Raw genomic sequence first — 18,315 nt, 5'->3', positions numbered from 1 at the left:
TAACTTCCCTGTTGTATGAATGCAACAATATTCCTGACCTTCCTACTGATAACGGTTTCAATCGGCGTTATTTCCTGGTATAAAACGAGGCGGGAAAAGGCGAATACCATTACCGGCTTTTTCCTGGCTAACCGCAACCTGGGATTCATCACGGTAGGAAGCAGCCTGTTGTTTGCTAATATTAATACAGTGCTTTTTGTTGGGGAGAATGAATTGGTGTACACCAATAACATGAGCGTAATAGCCTGGGGGATGACATCCGTTATAGCGATGCTGGTTGTTTCGGAATTCATTATGCCTATTTACCTGCGTACAGGTATTGCCACCACGCCGGACTATCTTGAGAAAAGATATGACAGCAACACCAAAAAAATAGTCTCCCTCATATTCCTTGTTAACTATATCGTGAATTTATTACCTTCTGTATTATACGGTGGTGCTGTAGCATTTAATGGCCTGTTCCATTTCTCTGATCACTATGGCATTGATTACTGGACCAGCATCTGGGTGCTGGTATGGATAATGGGTAGCATCGGCGGATTGTATTGTATCCTGGGAGGTTTAAAGGCCATTGCTATTTCAGATGTACTGCTAGGTGCTGCTATGTTCACAGGCGGTATATTGTTACCCTGGTTTGGATTGCGTTACCTGGGGAATGGTAATATCTCAGAAGGTTTAGCCGTGATCTTATCTTCCAAAACAGAACACATGAAAGTGATCGGCGCTGCCGGAGATGCTGTTCCTTTCTCTACGATCTTCACGGGTATGTTGCTGGTAAACCTCTACTACTGGGGTACGGAGCAATATACTGTGCAGCAGGTACTGGGTTCCCGCAACCTGGCGGTTTGCCAGAAAGGTATTGCACTGGCAGCTTTTGGAAAGGTGCTTTCTCCGTTGCTCATTAATATCCCGGGGCTTATTGCTGTGCATATGTATACCAGTATGCAGAATACGGCAGAAGTATTTCCAAGGATGGTAAGTGATGTGTCGCCATCGCTTTTTGTGGGTTATATGGCGGCTATTTTATTTGGTGCCACCTTTACTACATTTAATGCAGGACTTAATAGTGCCAGTACACTTTTCATCCTTAATGTGTACAAAGCCGGACAGAAAAGCGAAAAGCAATTACTGCATATTGCAAAACGGTTTGAGATCGCTATCTGTTTGCTGGCTATGTGCATTGCACCATTTATCATCTTTGCAAAAGGCGGCTTTTATAATTACCTGCAAACAGTTGGGGGATTATTCAGTGTGCCTATTTTTACTATTATACTCGTGGGTTTCCTCACCCGTAAAGTGCCGCCCATTGCAGCTAAAATTGGGCTTGCTTTTTTTATTGTTGCCTATGGCGCCACTCAGGTGATATTTGATACGGGTATACATTTCTTACATATACTGGCTATGTTATTTATTATTACCTGCATACTGATGCTGATCATAGGAAGGATGTATCCTATGAAGGTGCCCTATGTACGGGAAATGAGCAATGTGGTGAATGTGGAGCCCTGGAAAGGACGGCACATTTATTCCGCACTGTTGGTGATGGCAGTGATAGCGGTGTATGTATTGTTTACGATCTTAAGTTAGCGCCCGGATGTTCCCATGGTTTTCTGTAGGGGCGCAGTAATAATCCCGTAGCTTCCCGATCTCCCACAATGATGCGTTTCTCCGGATCATATACCAGTGGTCTGCCTGTTTTCATGGAAAGGTTGGCGAGGATGCAGCTGGCAGTGGAAATATGCCCTTCTTCAATATCTGCTACCGGCCGGCCGCCTGTTTCAATTGCCTTAATGAAATCCAGCATATGCAAACGGGTAGCAGGTGCTGCGTTCAATTCAATAGCCGGTTCGGTTACATCTTCAGGATATTTCTCTTTTTCGTATACCACATCTTTATGAATGGATTCGCCTTTTCCCTGTGGAATAAAATCGTAGGACATGGTGCTGGCTTTCAGTGTGCCCTTTTCACCATATAAGGTAAATGCCCATGGATACTTGGGATCAGCTGGTGTACCCCAGGTTCTGTGCTGCCATACGCAATTCAGATTGTCGTATTCAAAAATGGCAGTTTGGGTATCCGCGATATTGGATTTGCCTTCTTTCTGTACATAAATGCCGCCGGTAGAACTGATGCGTTTAGGCCAGCCCAGTTGCAGCATCCAGCGTACGGTATCGAGCATATGCACACACATATCTCCCATAATGCCATTGCCATATTCAGTAAAAGTACGCCACCAGCGTTGATGGGGGAGGCCATCATAAGGACGCATGGGCGCAGGGCCTGTCCACATTTCATAGTCAAAGAAATCAGGCACAGCCTGTACCGGTGGATTGCCATTATTGCGCATGTGATAATAACAGCACATTTCCACATGGGATATTTTACCGAGCAGGCCGGCATCTACAATGTTCTTTTTTGCATCGATAAGGTGCGGAGTGCTTTTACGTTGTGTACCTACCTGCACCACACGGTTGTACTTACGGGCGGCGGATAACATGGCTTCACCTTCCAGTACATCTACACTGATGGGCTTTTGCACGTATACATGCGCGCCGGCTTTCACAGCATCGATCATATTGAGGGCATGCCAATGATCTGGTGTGCCGATCAGCACAATGTCCAGTTTATTTTCCGCCAGCATTTTCCGGTAATCTGTATAGAGCTTGGGTCTGGCACCGGATTTTTGTCTTTTGCTCACCATGTCCGCTGCACCTGCCAGCATGTTCTTGTCAACATCACAAAGCGCTACAACATTCACAGGTGATACCTGGATCAGCCTGAACAGGTCGCTTTTGCCATACCAGCCCGCACCGATCAGTGCTGCACGGTAGGTTTTGGTGGGATCCATAAGATCAAGTGCTTTTGCGCCGAATGTGGAGAGCAGCAGGGATGCCGTAGCTCCTTTCAGGAAATGACGTCTGTTGATGTGGAAGGGTTGCATAGTGGAATATTTGATAAACGCTCTTTAAGATACAATATTATTAGTTTTGTGGTATGCTTACATTGAATAAAGTACATCATATTGCTATTATCTGTTCCGATTATGAGCGGTCCAAACGTTTCTATACGGAGGTTTTGGGATTTGAGATCGTACAGGAAACTTTCCGTGCCGCACGCCAGTCCTGGAAGCTGGACCTTGCCCTGGGCGGTACTTATATCATAGAGCTGTTTTCTTTCCCCGATCCACCGGAACGGCCTTCCCGGCCTGAGGCCCAGGGTTTGCGGCATCTTGCTTTTGAGGTGGATGATGTGGAGGCGGCTGTGAAAGCCTTACTGGATAAGCAGGTGATCACAGAACCCATCAGGGTGGATGAATTAACCGGGAAGCGGTTCACTTTCTTTGCGGATCCGGATGGTTTGCCGCTGGAACTCTATGAGCGTTAAAAAAAAGCGATTATATTTATTCTCATAACATCCGCGTCTACGTTATGAGAATTATTCCTTTCCTGTTTATCATCCTGTTCTTTTCCTGTAAGAACGACACTTATGAGCATTGGAACACCTATAACGGAACCAAAGCCGGGTTAAAATATTCTTCTCTCAAACAGATTGATACTTCCAACGTACAGCAGTTGACGATAGCATGGGAATACCATACCGGAGATGTGGATACCGCGAATCACTCACAGATCCAATGTAATCCCATTATGGTGAACGATGTGTTGTACGTTATCTCTCCACAACTGAAACTGGCAGCACTGGATGCCGCTACCGGACAACAAAAATGGGTATTCGATCCATGGGCAGCGGGAAAGAAAGAAAAGAACCTCAATAACCTGCGCGGCCTTACTTACTGGGAAGATGAAAAGGATAAACGGCTCTTTTATACTGCCGGCCCTCATTTGTATGCCGTGGATGCTTTGAGCGGAAGATCAGCCATTACTTTTGGTGACAGCGGGAGGATAGACCTGCACAACGATCTGGGAGAAGCTGCAAAAGATATGTACGTGATCACTACTTCACCCGGTATGATCTACAAGGATCAGATCATCATTGGTTCCCGTGTGTCTGAACGCAGTGATGCAGCGCCGGGGCATATCCGCAGTTATGATGTACATACAGGAAAACTACGCTGGATCTTTCATACCATCCCTCGGCCGGGTGAAGAAGAATATGATAAATGGGATAATCCGGAAGTATATAAACACTTAGGTGGCGCTAATTCCTGGTCAGGGTTCAGCCTGGATGAAGAAAGAGGGATCCTCTTTGCCCCTACGGGTTCTGTATCCTTTGATTTTTATGGTGGCATGCGGCAGGGAGCTAACCTGTTTGCCAATAGCCTGCTGGCATTAGATGCCAATACGGGGAAACGCATCTGGCATTTCCAGCACATTCATCATGATGTATGGGACCGTGATCTGCCGGCACCACCGGTATTGGTTACAGTAACGCATAATGGTAAAAAGGTGGATGCGGCGGCACAGATCACCAAGTCTGGTTACGTACTGCTTTTTGACAGAGTAAATGGTACGCCGCTTTTCCCCATAGAAGAACGGGCGGTGCCAACAAAGAGTGAATTAACGGGAGAGAAATTATGGCCTACACAGCCTTATCCTGTATCACCTGCACCATTCACGCGTCAATTGATGAAGGAGTCTGATCTCAATTTCCTGTTACCTGATTCATCTTTCAAAGATGTAAAGGAACGCTGGACACATTATAAGAAGGATCACATGTATGAACCACCTTCCAAACAGGGGACAGTTGTTTTTCCAGGATTAGATGGTGGTGCGGAATGGGGTGGTCCGGCAGTTGATCCGGAAACGGGCATCCTATACGTGAATGCGAATGAAATGCCCTGGGTAGTAGAGATCGTAGACCTGCGCGAAAAACCGGTTGCAAAGGAAACGAACCTGCAGGCCGGGAAAAGACTTTACCGTAATCATTGTATGAGTTGCCATGGCCCTGAAAGAGAAGGCGGTGGCAATTATCCTGCGTTGCTGAATGTTCAGTCCAAATACAATACAGAGCAGTTCATACAACTGGTTAATACCGGCCGCCGTATGATGCCGGGTTTTAAGCGTTTACAGGAAGAAGAGAAACAAGCCATCGCCGCTTTTATTCTTGATCTTAAACCTATGCAAACCCTTGCTTACAAAGGGCCACAACAGCCGGTGGATAGTTTCCGGAACCTTCCTTATGCTATGACGGGGTATAATAAATTCCTCAGTAAAGAAGGCCATCCTGCTATCAGCCCTCCCTGGGGAACATTGAGTGCTATTGATCTCAATACCGGTAAATACGTGTGGAGGGATACTTTGGGAGAAGATCCTGCATTTAAGGGCAGAGGGATTAAAACGGGAACGGAGAATTATGGCGCGCCTGTGGTTACGGCAGGAGGTTTGCTATTCATTGCGGCTACCAAGGATGGAAAGATGCGTGCATTCAATAAGAGAACGGGACAGTTATTATGGGAAACAACATTGCCGGCAGCTGGGTTTGCAACACCGGCTATTTATATGGTGAATGGCAAACAGTATGTAGTGATAGCCTGTGGAGGGGGGAAATTAGATACGCCATCGGGGGATAGTTATGTAGCGTTTGCTTTAAAATAATATCGTACATTACAATACCAACCACCCTGCGAAAAGCCTACGCATATTCCATTTAATTAAACAAAAACACCCCATCATGAAAAAGCAAATGTTTGTTTGGCTTTCTGCATTGGCTATTGTGTTCAGTTCCTGTGAACGCATCCCCGGAAACCAACTCCCCAAAGAAATTGACATCACTATTACAGACATCGTTGGAAAACCTGTTGAATCCATATACGCAGGTATGACCATCAAACTGGTTTCACCGGAATTTAAAAAGTTAGCCATAAGGCAGGAAGGAAAGTTTTTCATTGATAAGCAGGAAGCTGAGATCAAAGAAGCAAAGGGAGATTATGTGCTCCTTACTTTACCCATGTTAAATTATGTTGAGCTTACAGGGGTTGATATATCACTCCTGATCAGGAACACCAGGTGGCAATTATGCCGTGCCTGTGTATTGTACAGACCTACTGTGAGAGGGGTTGTGCTGGCAGGCGCCAAAGAAGGAACATTTAACCTTCCCGCAGAAATGGCACTGGATGAAGCGGGTAATATTTATGTGATAGACCAGCGCACTGGCCACGACCTGATCAAAAAAGTAACACCCGCCGGTATTACCACTGATTTTGCGGGTATGGCAAATGAATTTGGCAGACTGGTGGGAATTGCGATCGACAATACCCGTGGGTTAATGTATGTATCTGATGCCACCAGCCAACAGGTGAAAGCCATCAGCATGGCCAGCCCTGCTACTATCAGTGTATTGGCAGGAAGTGGAACACCCGGTAATACAGATGGAACGGGTACAGCTGCATCTTTCCGATTTGGCAGTAACCTGGTGAGTGATTTCGGCGCATCTGAAATTGGCCAGGGAATGACCATAGATGGGGCTGGTAATTTATACGTAGGTGAGTTGTATACAGCAACCATTTCTTTAGCATCACAACTCCGGAAGATCACACCGGCTGGTGTGGTAACTGTAGTGCCGGGCAGCCGCATAGAACCAATGAGCCAGGCAGAGGTAGCCATGCCTTCCGGGATAAGTATTGATGCCGGGAATAACATTCACTATGTAAGTGGCAGCTCCGGTTTTTTCCAGGGGATCACAAAGATCACTTCGGGAGGTGTTGCTTCCAGGCTGGCCGGTAAAACTTCTTTTGAAGGGTTGAATGATGGAACGGGTAATGTGGCGCAGTTCTCTTATCCTAAAGCAATCACCTCTCTGAGTACTTACTTCTATGTGGCAGACGGAACAAATGGAGCACTCCGCCGGGTGAGCAATACCGGAGCGGTTATTACCCTGGCAGGTGTAGGGCATTTTGAAACGGCTGCTTATTGTGCCTGTCCTTTTGTAGGGCCAAGGGATAGCAGTTATGTGATGCCTCCTATTTTGGTAGTACCTGCGGATGCTTATGAAACATTGGCCAAAGCCATCCGGATGAACCAGGCAGGAGGTGTGGCCGTGAGGAACACCGGGCTTATTTATGTGGCGGATTATGGGTACAGATGTATCTGGAAGATCACGATCGGGTGAATATCAGGCCTTTGTAAAAACCGACCTTTTATAGAATGATACTTTTAACGGGTAATTAAGTACGTTTTGACCGGTATCTGTCAGAACGTAAAGGGGTAGTTTTATTTCATAGTAAACCCAATCAAAATCTATATGAAGAAAACCACTACCCTTAACACGTTATTCGTATTGTTGTTATTTGCACTGTCGGCTTTTAAAGAAGGCCCCGTTATGGTCTCCCGAACGGTATGGGAATTAACGCAGATACCGAATATTGCCACAGAAACCGGCCGGATCAAAACCTCCCTGCAAGTGGCGGATTTTGAACCGGTAGGATTGAGAGCTACTGCCAATACTCCCCTGGTATTGCATGTGGAGCAAGTGAGCGGTTCGGGCCTGCCCAAGTTAATTGTTGGTACGTACGACCGGCAAACGGTCACTACCTATGACCTGGTGGCCGGGGTGAATACCATCACCAATGTTAATGGAGGAGATCTGTATCTGCAGTATTCTTCCGCCACCCCTTCGAACAATAACAAGATAAGGGTCACTTTTCAAAGCGGGTATCAGCAGATGCCGCTGTACATAAAGGGGGCAACCACGCATCAGGACTGGCTGGATATGCTGGCTGCTGATACGGCATCCCCCAATGTTACGCTGATTGCAGACAGGGTATTCATTGTGGTATCGCAGGTGAAGGCCGAGCAGTACCAAAATGAAAACCAGGATACCCTGCTTACCCTGATGGACAGAGTAATGCAGGCAGAAGGTGATATCAGCGGGCTTGATAACAGTGCTCCTGTGCATGCTCCTTTTTCCCGCAACAAAATAATGATGCTGGAAAAAGCCAGCGGCAATCCGGATGCCACATCTTTAGGCCGCGTAAGGATACCGACGGTGAACATCAACTGGATCTTATCTCCTTCCTATATCCTGCAGGATGGCGGCTGGGGTGTTTTCCACGAGTTGGGGCATCACCATCAGCATTCTGCCTGGACCTGGAGTACCTGTATTGAAGTATGCGTGAATATTTATTCCCTGGCTGCGAAGAGAGCTATTCATCCCGGGCAGCAGGGCATGAGCACAAGTGACTGGAATAGTATCATGAACTATTTAGCGCAGCCGCAGGCTTCAAAAAACTTTAATGCCAGCAGCGTATCCCTTTTTATGCGCCTGGGTATGTTCCATCAGTTATGGTTAGCATATGGGGATGCGTTCTATCATACCTTACATAAACGCGTTCGGGAAGAAGCGCCTTCATCCGGTACGGACGAAGTGGAAATGCGGACGTTCATGTTGTATGCCTGCCAGATCAGTGGAAAGAACCTCGGGCAGTTCTTCAGGAACTGGGGATTGAATGTGAACCAGTCTGTGTATGAGGAGATCAATGCATTGGGATACCCGGCACCGGCAACAGACCCTTCTACTTTGCGGGAAGACCTGACGGCTGCGATCACTGCTCCTGCAGCGAATGCCGTTTTTCCTGCAGGTTCCGATATCAATATTTCCGCTACCGCTAATGGTCCTGAAGGTATCCGTAAAGTGGAATTCTTCCAGGGCGCTGTGAAACTGGGAGAGGATAGCACGGCTCCTTATAGCTATGCCTGGAATGGTGTTAGTCCTGGTAACTATGCCCTGACTGCAAAGGTCACCAGTTTAGGTGATGCCGTGGCGACTTCGGCTGTGACGAATGTAACAATGGATGCAGTATCTATTACTTCTCCTGTAGAGAACACTTCTTTCCCCTCCGGCACTGCTATTGTTATCAATGCCAATGCCGCTGCTACCGGCAGCCCTATTACGAAGATGGCATTCTATGCAGATAGTATTAAGATAGGAGAGTCTTCCACAGCACCTTATAGTTTCTCCTGGCAGAATGCAACGCAGGGTAGTTACACGCTGAGAGCGAAAGCGATCTATCAGAATGGTGATACGGCTACATCATCCAATGTTAATGTCGTTACCGGCGGATTGTTCCCGGTAGCAGATGCCTATGTGCGTGATGGTGGAACAGCCACCACCAATTATGGTACTGCAACAGGATTGGTGGTAAAGAAAGATGGCAATAGCGGATTCAGCAGGATCACTTACCTCAAATTCGATCTGCATGGTTATACGGATCCGGGCACTGCAAAACTTCGTTTGCAGTTATCAGGTGCCGGTACTGCCATCGCCGGTACGCAATGGCAGGTATGGAAAAGTACAGATGACAGCTGGACGGAAACAGGTATTAACTGGAATAACAAACCGGCTAATGCTGTACTGCTGGCAACATTGCAGGGGAAAAGAACAGGTACCGCAGAATGGGATATCAGCAACCAGGTGATAGAAGAAATAAATGGTGATAAGGTGTTGTCGCTCGTGATTGTTTCTACCGTGTCCGGGCAAACCAATGATGCGAGTTTCCATTCAAAAGAAGTAGCAGATGCTAAACTGAAACCGGTATTGCTGATCAATACTTATCCAAAGATCACTTTAACGCAGCCTTCCAATAACGACACATTGATTGAGCACAGCACTGTAACTATACAGGCCAATGCCAGTGATGATCAGCAGGTGGATAGTGTGCAGTTCTATGTGAATGGAGAAGAGAAAGCTACTGTTACCTCATCTCCTTATCAATGGAATTGGGAAGATGTTGCGCCGGGCACTTATGGCATAAAAGCGAAAGTGAAAGACAGTACACAACTGAGTACCTGGTCTGATTCCATAACGGTTGTGGTGATAGCGGATACTATTGCCCCGGTGATTTTGGCGCCACCAGCTATCACAGCCAGCACCGCATCATCTCCTGCGGTAGTGAATATTGGCACCCCGGTAGTGACGGATAACGGTGGTGTTGCGAGTATCACCAACAATGCACCTGCCTCTTTCCCAATAGGTAATACCACTGTTACATGGACAGCAACAGACCGCAGTGGTAATAGCGCAACTGCTACACAGGCAGTGATGGTGGAATATCTGAAAAGCTCCTTTGGTGCCATCACTATTTTTGCAGGCACTACCAACAACAGCAGTCATGGACGACAAGTTGATATACAGGCGCAGTTGTATTTAAATGGTGCGCTGGTTGGCGCTGGTACGCTGACAGATCAGACTATTTCAGGGAAAGACCTGGGCAGCAGCAGAAAAATCGTTATACCTATCAGTGCTGATAGTATTGTTTACACACCTGCCGATGTATTAGAGGTAAAACTGCTGGCACGCCGTCATGATGCGCATGGAAGTTTTGGAATAAAACTCTGGTACAATGCAGATTCTACTACTGCCTTTTCAAAGGGGTATAGCAGGATGGATAAATTCACACCGGTGAGCCCTGATGGGAATTTCTTTTACCTGCGGGAGCAATATGCGCTTCAATCATCTGCAGGGAGTTCAGTGAGCAGTAAAACAATCCCTGCTACAGGCAGCTACCAGGAGATCGGTACCTGGTCAACTATCCAGGTTGCGCCGCAATTCATAAGCAGTTTGGGCAAAGTGATCGATACGGAAGTGGGGATCAAGGCATTCCCTAATCCCAGTAGTAATGAGTTTACGCTCACTTTGCAAAGTGATGGTGAGAAATTAGTACAGATCAGGATAATGGATGTTGCGGGGAGGTTGGTGAAACAAATATCCACGCCGGCCGGCCAGCTGATAAGGTTTGGTGCAGAGCTTAAACCGGGTGTTTATTTTGTGGAAGTGAAGCAGCATGAAAAACGAACAGTATTGAAACTGGTAAAACAATAATTTTACGAAGGGGGTGAAGTATATGCTTCATCCCCTTTTTACTTTTATACCGGAAGTTTTTCGCTCTTCTTCATTGATCTCATATAACGCATAATGCCATTCAGATCATTCCGGCTGATCACATCCTGTTTAAAAGCCGGCATAGCACCTAATCCATGTCTTACCTGAAAACGCTTGATGAAACCAGGCGCCGGAAGATTATTTAAAGCAGGGCCAAGGCCTGTTTCTCCCATAGGGTGACATTTCTGGCAGTACTGCATGTATTTATCCCGTCCATGCGCCAGTTGAGCGCTTTCAGTTCTGTTTTCACTTGTAACCGGCATGCGGCGTGCTGTGCAGGCCATACATATCATCGCGCATAAAAAGATGATCGTTCTCATGATGTTTACCTTTTAGTTATTTTCCAAACCACACCACTGTTCTCCACAGGAACCGACTGCCCTTCAGGGGTTGTTCGCAGTATTCCAAAATCCACGATGTATAATGCTTTGCCGGAGGGATCGAATTTTACAGAAACAGGCCGTTCCAATCCTCCTGTTCTGAGACGGCTGGCCGGTCCATTCTTCTTCCCTTTGTTTACGGCAAAATCTTTTACTTCTCCGGTAGCTACATCTACCCATACTACTTTAAACCCAACGGGTGATAATACTTTCCCTACATTGGGCGCCATATCCCCAAATTGGGCAATAAATGCATTGCCTTTATAGCCAAAACTTTCATTGTTTGAAAAATCTATTCCGTTGGAGGAAGAATGTACAGCCAGTACGGCAACAGGTTTGGGAACATTGCCGGGTTTGTTTTTCAATAATGTCTGAACAGCTGTTCCGCCGGGAGTTTTAAAAAGTTTAACCGGCTTGCCTTCAGAATAATCAGGCCATCCGTACCAGGTGCCATCCTTTACTTCCCAAAGCACATCACCCACTCCCCATAATGGACGGCTGCCTCTTTCATCTGCGGCATTTTCTGTTACGTATAATTTGCCCTGAGGTGAAACGGCTAATCCATAAGGATTACGAAGGCCCCAGGCTACCAGTTGGATTTTACCACCGCCAACCGGTATACGAAGTACGGAGCCTGTACACGGCAGTTTGCCTTTAATAACCTGGCCATCTTTAGCTGCGGTATTAAATGGGAGGTAAGCACCTGTCACTGCTTTATCTTTTCCATCCGCAGTTAAGGGATTATCTGTTTCAAAGTTTACCCCATTCAGTGTAATGTCGTCACAGGGAATGTCGTGCAGTTCAGGATGCCGTTTTAACCAACCGAAATCAGCATTGTCCGGCCCTACTACACCGGCATTAGTTGCGGAACCTATGGCAAAATATATGTGATCATTCATCACAACGGGGCCATTGGTATGATGGTCTGCCATGCCCGGCAGATCTTTTACCAAAGCAGTTATCTTTCCATCTGCTGTTACTTTTAATATTTTTCCGCCCTCACCCTGGCCACCTTCGGCTATATAGAAATTATCTTTGTAGAAGGTGATCCCCGTCCAGGGGCCGTTCTTTTCTCCTGTTGCTACTACGGTAGTTTTACCATTGGCCACCTTCAGCAGTTTAGGATTCGTAAATATTTCTCCATAAGAATACCCGGCTTCTATCACATAAGGAGTGCCCTGTTCATCAAAAGCCATAGCAGTGGGGAAGTTAAGACCTGTGGTCAATACTTCTGCGGTATATCCTTCCGGTAAAACCAGGTCAGCTGTATTAGGTGTGCGTGGAGCTGGAGAAGATATCTCGCCGCCACCTTTTGAAGTACGTGTGCCATAACAGCTATAGAGGCCTGTTAGTAAGCATAATAGTGCAAGATATTTCATGAGCTGTTTTTGCTGAAGAGGAATCAAAATCTGTTCCTAATCAACAGCAATAACGCTATATCTTCAATGCCTCAGCAGGGTTTTTAACAAGTAACAGTTCAATATCTTTTTCTGAAAATCCTTTTTCTTTCAACTGTGGGACCAGTAGCTTAAAAATCTCTGTATATCCCCTGAAATCCCCGCCATCCGGTTCTCCGGGACGATAATATCCTGCATCATGAGAGAGTAATACACGGTGTAATAATCCGGCTTCTTTTAAGCCAGTCAGTGCTTCCAGGTAATATTCATTATTTACGCCTACATTATCAAGGCTCACCCATGCTCCCATTTTTGCTGCACGGATATGCATCGTTTTATCTTTCTCTGCCTGTGCATGTACCCATACAAATGCATCCGGTTTCACCTTCATCTCTTTTAATATATCCAGTTGCTCAAATGCAGCTCTGGCAGGCCCTGTATGGGAAAAAATAATAAGCCCTGTTTTCAGGTGTGTGATAGCAGCGGCACGAACGAGCTTTTTATGAATGTCCGTGAGTCCATTCGTTGGGCCATCTACACTGATCTTAATAAATCCCGGTTTGATGCCCGTGCCGTCTATTCCATGCTCAAACTCCTCAATCCACCTGGCAGCCAGTTGTTCTGCAGTTTCAGTAAATGCCCAGGAGGGAAGGTGTTTATTGGAGCGGGCGCCATAATACCCGGTGTTGGTAATGAACTGTATGCCTGTTTTATCGGAGAGCATTTTTAACAGCCGTACATCTCTTCCTAAGAACGCAGGTGTGCATTCAACAACAGCCTGCACCCCGGCTTGTTTTGCTTCCATGAAATAAGGAACTACTTTATTGAGTACAGTTGTTTTATCCCACCTGCTTTCATTTGTTTTGTCTGCGCCGATAAAATCTACCAGTACATGTTCATGCGCAAGGGTGACCCCCAGGCTGTTGGCATCGATAGGACCATTCACGGTTATGATCTGCTTTGCAGGGAAGAACGCAGTAGCCAGGGTTATTAGCATCAGGATATTCATGTAATAAATTTAATAAAAAAAGGGCTGATTGAATAGATCAATCAGCCCTTTAGAATTAAACGCCAGCTCAGCTTATTGCGGGTAACCCGTGTTCTGAGGTTTCAAGTTTGGATTCAAATCGATTTCAAACTGTGGTACAGGGAATAGGACGTGGAAATCTTTAACGTTAGCGGAACCTTTTGCCAACATGGTACTCACCAGCCTGTCTGTACGTACCAGGTCAAACCAGCGATGTCCTTCAAAGCAGAGTTCCAGTCTTCTTTCGTTGAGGATGGAATCACGCAGCTGTGCCTGTGTTAAATTGGCCAGGTTAGGCAACCCTGATCTTTTACGGATGAGGTTGATGGCTTTATACGCGTCATTGTCGTTAACAGGTACGTTCACTTCGTTATATGCTTCCGCAAAGGTTAATACTACTTCTGCATAACGCATCAAGGGGTAGTTGTTGTCAGACTGGTTCTCTGTTTTGGCATCTGCATCAATCCATTTGTTGCAGTACCATTTATTGTCTGTTCCCCTGGTGAAGAAAACAGTACGGCGGATGTCGTTTGCATTGAAGCTGTTGTAGAGTTCTACTGTAGGCTGGAAGGAACCGAATCCTCTGCCACCCACGGTGTTGTTTTCCTGCGCAAAGAAGGCGATCAGGTTACCACCTTGTCCTGAAGGGCCGCTTAAGAATTGTGCATCAAAGATGGCTTCCTTACCGAATTCATTTTTGATATCGTATACATCTATATAACTATCCCAGAGTCCATAACCCAGTGCAGGGTTGTTCATGATCTCTGCTGCTTTACCTGCTGCCAGCTGATATTGTTTCTGTGTTAAGTAAACGCTGGCCAGGAATGCCTGGGCGGCTCCTTTTGTAGCGCGGCCCTGATCAGCACCGGTGTAATTATTGGGCAGTATAGCTTCTGCGTCTTTCAGGTCCTTAATGATCTGTACATACACATCGGCTTTAGGCGCACGTTTAGGATAGGTCAGTTTATCCAGGGAAGCCAGCGCTGTAGTCATCAGCGGAAGGTCTCCGAACAAACGTACAAGGTGATAGTAATAGAATGCACGCAGGAATTTTGCTTCACCTACTAACCTGTCTCTCAATGCAACGTCCATATCAATGTTTGGAACGTAGTCGATCACGAAGTTGGTGTAGGAAATACCCTGGTAGAAGTTCTGCCAGGTTTCGCGCAGGATACCGTTTGTGGGGGTGTGTACAAAGTTATCCAACTGTACACGGTCGTTGTTGTTTGGCAGTGGGAACATGTTATCCGTAGTGATCTCTCCGAGGATAGCATAGTTACGGGTAACGAAACCATTGTTCCGAACGGGTGCATACGCTGCACTTACAGCAGCGATGGCATCATTACGGGTTTTGTAGAAATTTTCCGGTGAAATAAATGACTGTGGGCTTTCATCCAGTTTTTGACAGGAAGATACACCTATAACCACCAGTCCGAATATATAGAGGATACGTTTCATGATCATCATTTTTAATTGATTCTTTTAATTACAAACCGATATTAACACCCACCAGGAATATTTTAGAGGAAGGGTAGCTACCATAGTCTGTTCCCTGGCTGAGATTTTCCTGTCCGAAACGGCTTACTTCAGGATCGAATCCGGAGTAATCTGTGAAGGTGAGCAGGTTTTGTGCGCTTACATAGATCTTCGCATTGGTTAAACCGGCACGTTTGAGCAGGCTGGAAGGGAAGTTGTAACCCAACTGAATGTTGCGGAGGCGGATGTAAGAACCATCTTCTACCTGGCGGCTGGTAACCTGGTAAGGCTGGCCGTTAGCGCTGGCGCGTGGAATAGTTTGACTTGGATTGGTAGGCGTCCAGCGGTCTTTTACAGAAGCCAGCTGGTTACTTACACCTGTTTGGGATTCCAGTTCAAAACGGTTCAGGTTGAAGATGCTGTTACCTTCTACTCCCTGGAAGAAAACGCTCAGGTCAAATCCTTTAAAAGAAAAATTATTAGTGAAGCCGAATGTATAATCAGGTTGTGCATGACCAAGGATCACACGGTCTGAAGAGTTGATCACACCATCGGGGTTAATGTCCTTGTACCTGCGGTCTCCCGGTTTGGCGGATTTCTGTGCAGACTTTGCAATCTCTTCCGCATTCTGGAAAATACCATCTGTTACCAGGCCAAAGAAAACACCAATTGGCTGGCCTACACGCAGGATACCGGAGTTACCTAATTGAAGGTGTCCGCTGGCACCACCGGAAGGAATATCACCTGTTACAGCACCCAGGTCAAGGATCTCATTTTTATTGTAGGAGATATTGAAGCTGGTGTTCCATTGGAATTCGCCGGTAAGGTTGGTAGAGTTAATCGCTAACTCCGTTCCCTGGTTCTTTACTTTTCCGATGTTCTGGAGGGAAGTGAAGTAACCGGAGGTGATGGGGAGTGATACGTTATACAGCAGGTCTTTGGTTTTCTTCTGATACCAATCTGCAGTAACCTGGATGCGGTTGTTGAATAAAGCGAAGTCTAAGCCGATATCCACCTGTGTGGTGGTTTCCCATTTCAGTTTAGGGTTACCGATCCGGTTAGGGGCATATCCAACAGTGAGTACATTCCCGAAGTTGTAGTTCTGTGTTTGAAGGCCTCCCAGTGATTGATACTGACCAATTTCCTGATTACCTGTTAAACCATAGCTGGCACGGATCTTCAGGTCACTCACGGCTTTTACATTATGCATGAACGATTCGTTGGAGATACGCCATGCTACAGAACCTGAAGGGAAGAAAGCGCTCTTGTTACCTTCTCCGAAACGGGAAGAACCATCTATCCGGCCGGTGAGGGTTAAGAGATATTTTTCTTTCAGGTCGTAGTTGATACGCCCGATGTAAGAGCGCAGCGCCCAATCGTTTTTATTGGAAGAACCCGTGTTGGTCTGTTGCGCGGTACCGAGATTATTATAAATAAGAATGTCGTTGGAGAAGTTTTGTGCGCTGGCACGTACATCTTCAAAGTTGGCCATTTGGAAAGTATAACCTGCCAGTACATTCAGCTTATGGATCTTGTTAAATGTTTTCCTGTAGGAGAGGGTATTTTCACTCAGCCATTCACCATATTGAGAAGAATAAATATTGGCGCTACCGTTATTGGCAAGACCTGAATAAACAGTCCTTGGCAGGTAGAAGTTTGTTTTATTATAGTTGAGGTTGGCTCCGAGCAAAGCTTTGAACACCAGGCCTTCAATTATTTTATATTCTCCGGCAATGTTACCCAGCAAACGGGTACCGGTGGCATTGTTCCTGGTTTCGTTGGCCATGGCAACAGGGTTGCTGATCAGGATACCGCCGGGGCGGTTGTTCACCGTGTAGGTTTTGCCATCTGCCTGGAAGATAGGAACAGTGGGAGAGAAGTTGAGTGCGCCATATACAACACCAGCGCCTGCGCCACCATCACCATCTGTATTTACAGATTTTCCTTTGCTGCGGGTAACCGTTAAACTGGTGCTCAGTTTAAAGCGGCTGTTGATCTCCTGGTCCAGGTTCATGCGAACAGATCCACGGCCGTAACCGGAATTGATCACAATACCCTGCTGATCGAAGTAGTTACCGGAAACGGCGTATTGTGTTTTATCGTTGCCTCCGGAGAAGGTGAGTTGGTAGTTTTGAATGGGCGCATCCTGGAAAATAGCATCCTGCCAGTCGGTTCCTTCACCTAAAGCAGCAATCTGTGCATCTGTGAAAGGAAGTGCTCTTGGCGGAGCGGTTGGGTTATCTGCGTTTACATTCTTTACACCTTCGTTTACGAGGGTGGCCAGTTCTGTAGCATTCAGGAGGTCCAGCTTTTTGCGTACGGTTTGCATGCCGTAGTAACTTTCGAACTGGATGTTATTCCTTCCTGACCTTCCTCTTTTTGTTTGAATGATGATAACGCCGTTCGCACCTCTTGATCCATAGATAGCGGTGGCGGATGCATCTTTGAGGATCTCCATGGATTCTATATCGTTAGGATTGATGGCCGGGCCGCTTTCATTATATAATGGATAACCATCCACTACATACAATGGCTCATTACCTCCCTGGATAGAGTTGCCTCCGCGGATACGGATGGTCATTCCTCCGCCGGGTGCATTGGAAGCCTGGGATACTTTTACCCCGGCTGCCCTTCCTTCCAGTGCCTGTGAAAGAGAAGCTGCGGGAACTGCTTTTATTTCTTTGGAACTTACAGAGGAAATGGATCCAGTGATGTCGCTTTTACGGATAGAACCATAACCCACTACTACCACCTGCTCCAGTGATTTTTCGCTGGAAGCAAGGGTAACATCTACACTACTTCTGCCGCCAACTACTACTTCCTGGGTAGCATATCCTATAAAGGAAAAAATAAGTGTGGCATTATCAATGCCGGTATTGATGGAATATTTACCACCTGTACCAGAGGTGGTGCCTGTAGAAGTTCCTTTAACCCGGACAACTACACCTGGCAAAAGTTCCCCTTTTTCGTCTTTCACAATACCTGATACGGTAATGGCCTGAGCATGGAGACCGGTGGGAAACATAAATGCTGCCAGAAGGAGACAGGCAGAAGTCAGCAGCCTGATGCGCTGAATTGTAATGTTTTTAATCATGGAATTAAGACTTGTTCGTTAGGAATTTTACGTGGATCAATAGATTTTTTACGTCAGTGTGGGAATAAAAAAGAATTGCAATTGATCAGATTCTTACCTGGAAAT

At 46.3% G+C, this 18,315-nt stretch carries 11 protein-coding genes; 5 read left to right on the top strand and 6 right to left on the bottom strand.

The window, feature by feature from the left end; all coding sequences use genetic code 11:
- Positions 1-15 precede the first annotated feature (15 nt).
- A complete protein-coding gene (locus AAHN97_RS20220) occupies positions 16-1,587 on the top strand; it encodes a solute:sodium symporter family transporter (protein ID WP_343303896.1) in 1,572 nt (523 codons plus the stop codon).
- Here the strand turns inward: AAHN97_RS20220 and AAHN97_RS20215 are convergent.
- A complete protein-coding gene (locus AAHN97_RS20215; protein WP_343303895.1) occupies positions 1,571-2,941 on the bottom strand; it encodes a Gfo/Idh/MocA family protein in 1,371 nt (456 codons plus the stop codon). The genes AAHN97_RS20220 and AAHN97_RS20215 overlap by 17 nt on opposite strands.
- Before the next feature lie 53 nt (positions 2,942-2,994).
- Here AAHN97_RS20215 and gloA2 point away from each other — a divergent pair, with 53 nt between their 5' ends.
- The 4 genes from gloA2 (at position 2,995) to AAHN97_RS20195 (ending at position 10,776) form a co-directional block, all read left to right on the top strand.
- Positions 2,995-3,384 (top strand): SMU1112c/YaeR family gloxylase I-like metalloprotein, encoded by a 390-nt coding sequence (gloA2, locus tag AAHN97_RS20210; protein WP_343303894.1) that lies wholly within the window; start codon positions 2,995-2,997, stop codon positions 3,382-3,384.
- A gap of 44 nt (positions 3,385-3,428) precedes the next feature.
- A complete protein-coding gene (locus AAHN97_RS20205) occupies positions 3,429-5,555 on the top strand; it encodes a PQQ-binding-like beta-propeller repeat protein (RefSeq protein ID WP_343303893.1) in 2,127 nt (708 codons plus the stop codon).
- Positions 5,556-5,631: 76 nt separating this feature from the next.
- Complete coding sequence (locus AAHN97_RS20200) at positions 5,632-7,068, top strand: hypothetical protein (RefSeq protein ID WP_343303892.1); 1,437 nt, start codon at positions 5,632-5,634, stop codon at positions 7,066-7,068.
- Positions 7,069-7,200: 132 nt separating this feature from the next.
- On the top strand, positions 7,201-10,776 hold the full coding sequence (locus AAHN97_RS20195) for an Ig-like domain-containing protein (RefSeq protein WP_343303891.1): 3,576 nt from the start codon (positions 7,201-7,203) through the stop codon (positions 10,774-10,776).
- Between the two features lie 44 nt (positions 10,777-10,820).
- On the opposite strand, the gene AAHN97_RS20190 is transcribed toward AAHN97_RS20195, so the two are convergent.
- From AAHN97_RS20190 to AAHN97_RS20170, 5 genes are all read right to left on the bottom strand, one after another.
- Complete coding sequence (locus tag AAHN97_RS20190; protein WP_343303890.1) at positions 10,821-11,156, bottom strand: c-type cytochrome; 336 nt, start codon at positions 11,154-11,156, stop codon at positions 10,821-10,823.
- Between the two features lie 5 nt (positions 11,157-11,161).
- Positions 11,162-12,595, bottom strand: coding sequence for a PQQ-dependent sugar dehydrogenase (locus tag AAHN97_RS20185; RefSeq protein ID WP_343303889.1), 1,434 nt, complete (start codon positions 12,593-12,595; stop codon positions 11,162-11,164).
- Between the two features lie 55 nt (positions 12,596-12,650).
- A complete protein-coding gene (locus AAHN97_RS20180) occupies positions 12,651-13,622 on the bottom strand; it encodes a phosphotriesterase family protein (RefSeq protein WP_343303888.1) in 972 nt (323 codons plus the stop codon).
- Between the two features lie 72 nt (positions 13,623-13,694).
- Positions 13,695-15,098, bottom strand: coding sequence for a RagB/SusD family nutrient uptake outer membrane protein (locus AAHN97_RS20175; RefSeq protein ID WP_343303886.1), 1,404 nt, complete (start codon positions 15,096-15,098; stop codon positions 13,695-13,697).
- Between the two features lie 28 nt (positions 15,099-15,126).
- Entirely contained in the window at positions 15,127-18,210 is a 3,084-nt protein-coding gene (locus AAHN97_RS20170) for a SusC/RagA family TonB-linked outer membrane protein (protein WP_343303885.1), read from the bottom strand.
- Positions 18,211-18,315: the final 105 nt, after the last annotated feature.

The organism is Chitinophaga niabensis, from assembly GCF_039545795.1.
Classification (GTDB): domain Bacteria; phylum Bacteroidota; class Bacteroidia; order Chitinophagales; family Chitinophagaceae; genus Chitinophaga; species Chitinophaga niabensis_B.
Note: the sequence above shows the minus strand (reverse complement) of the source record. Positions and strands in the feature narration are given on the sequence as shown.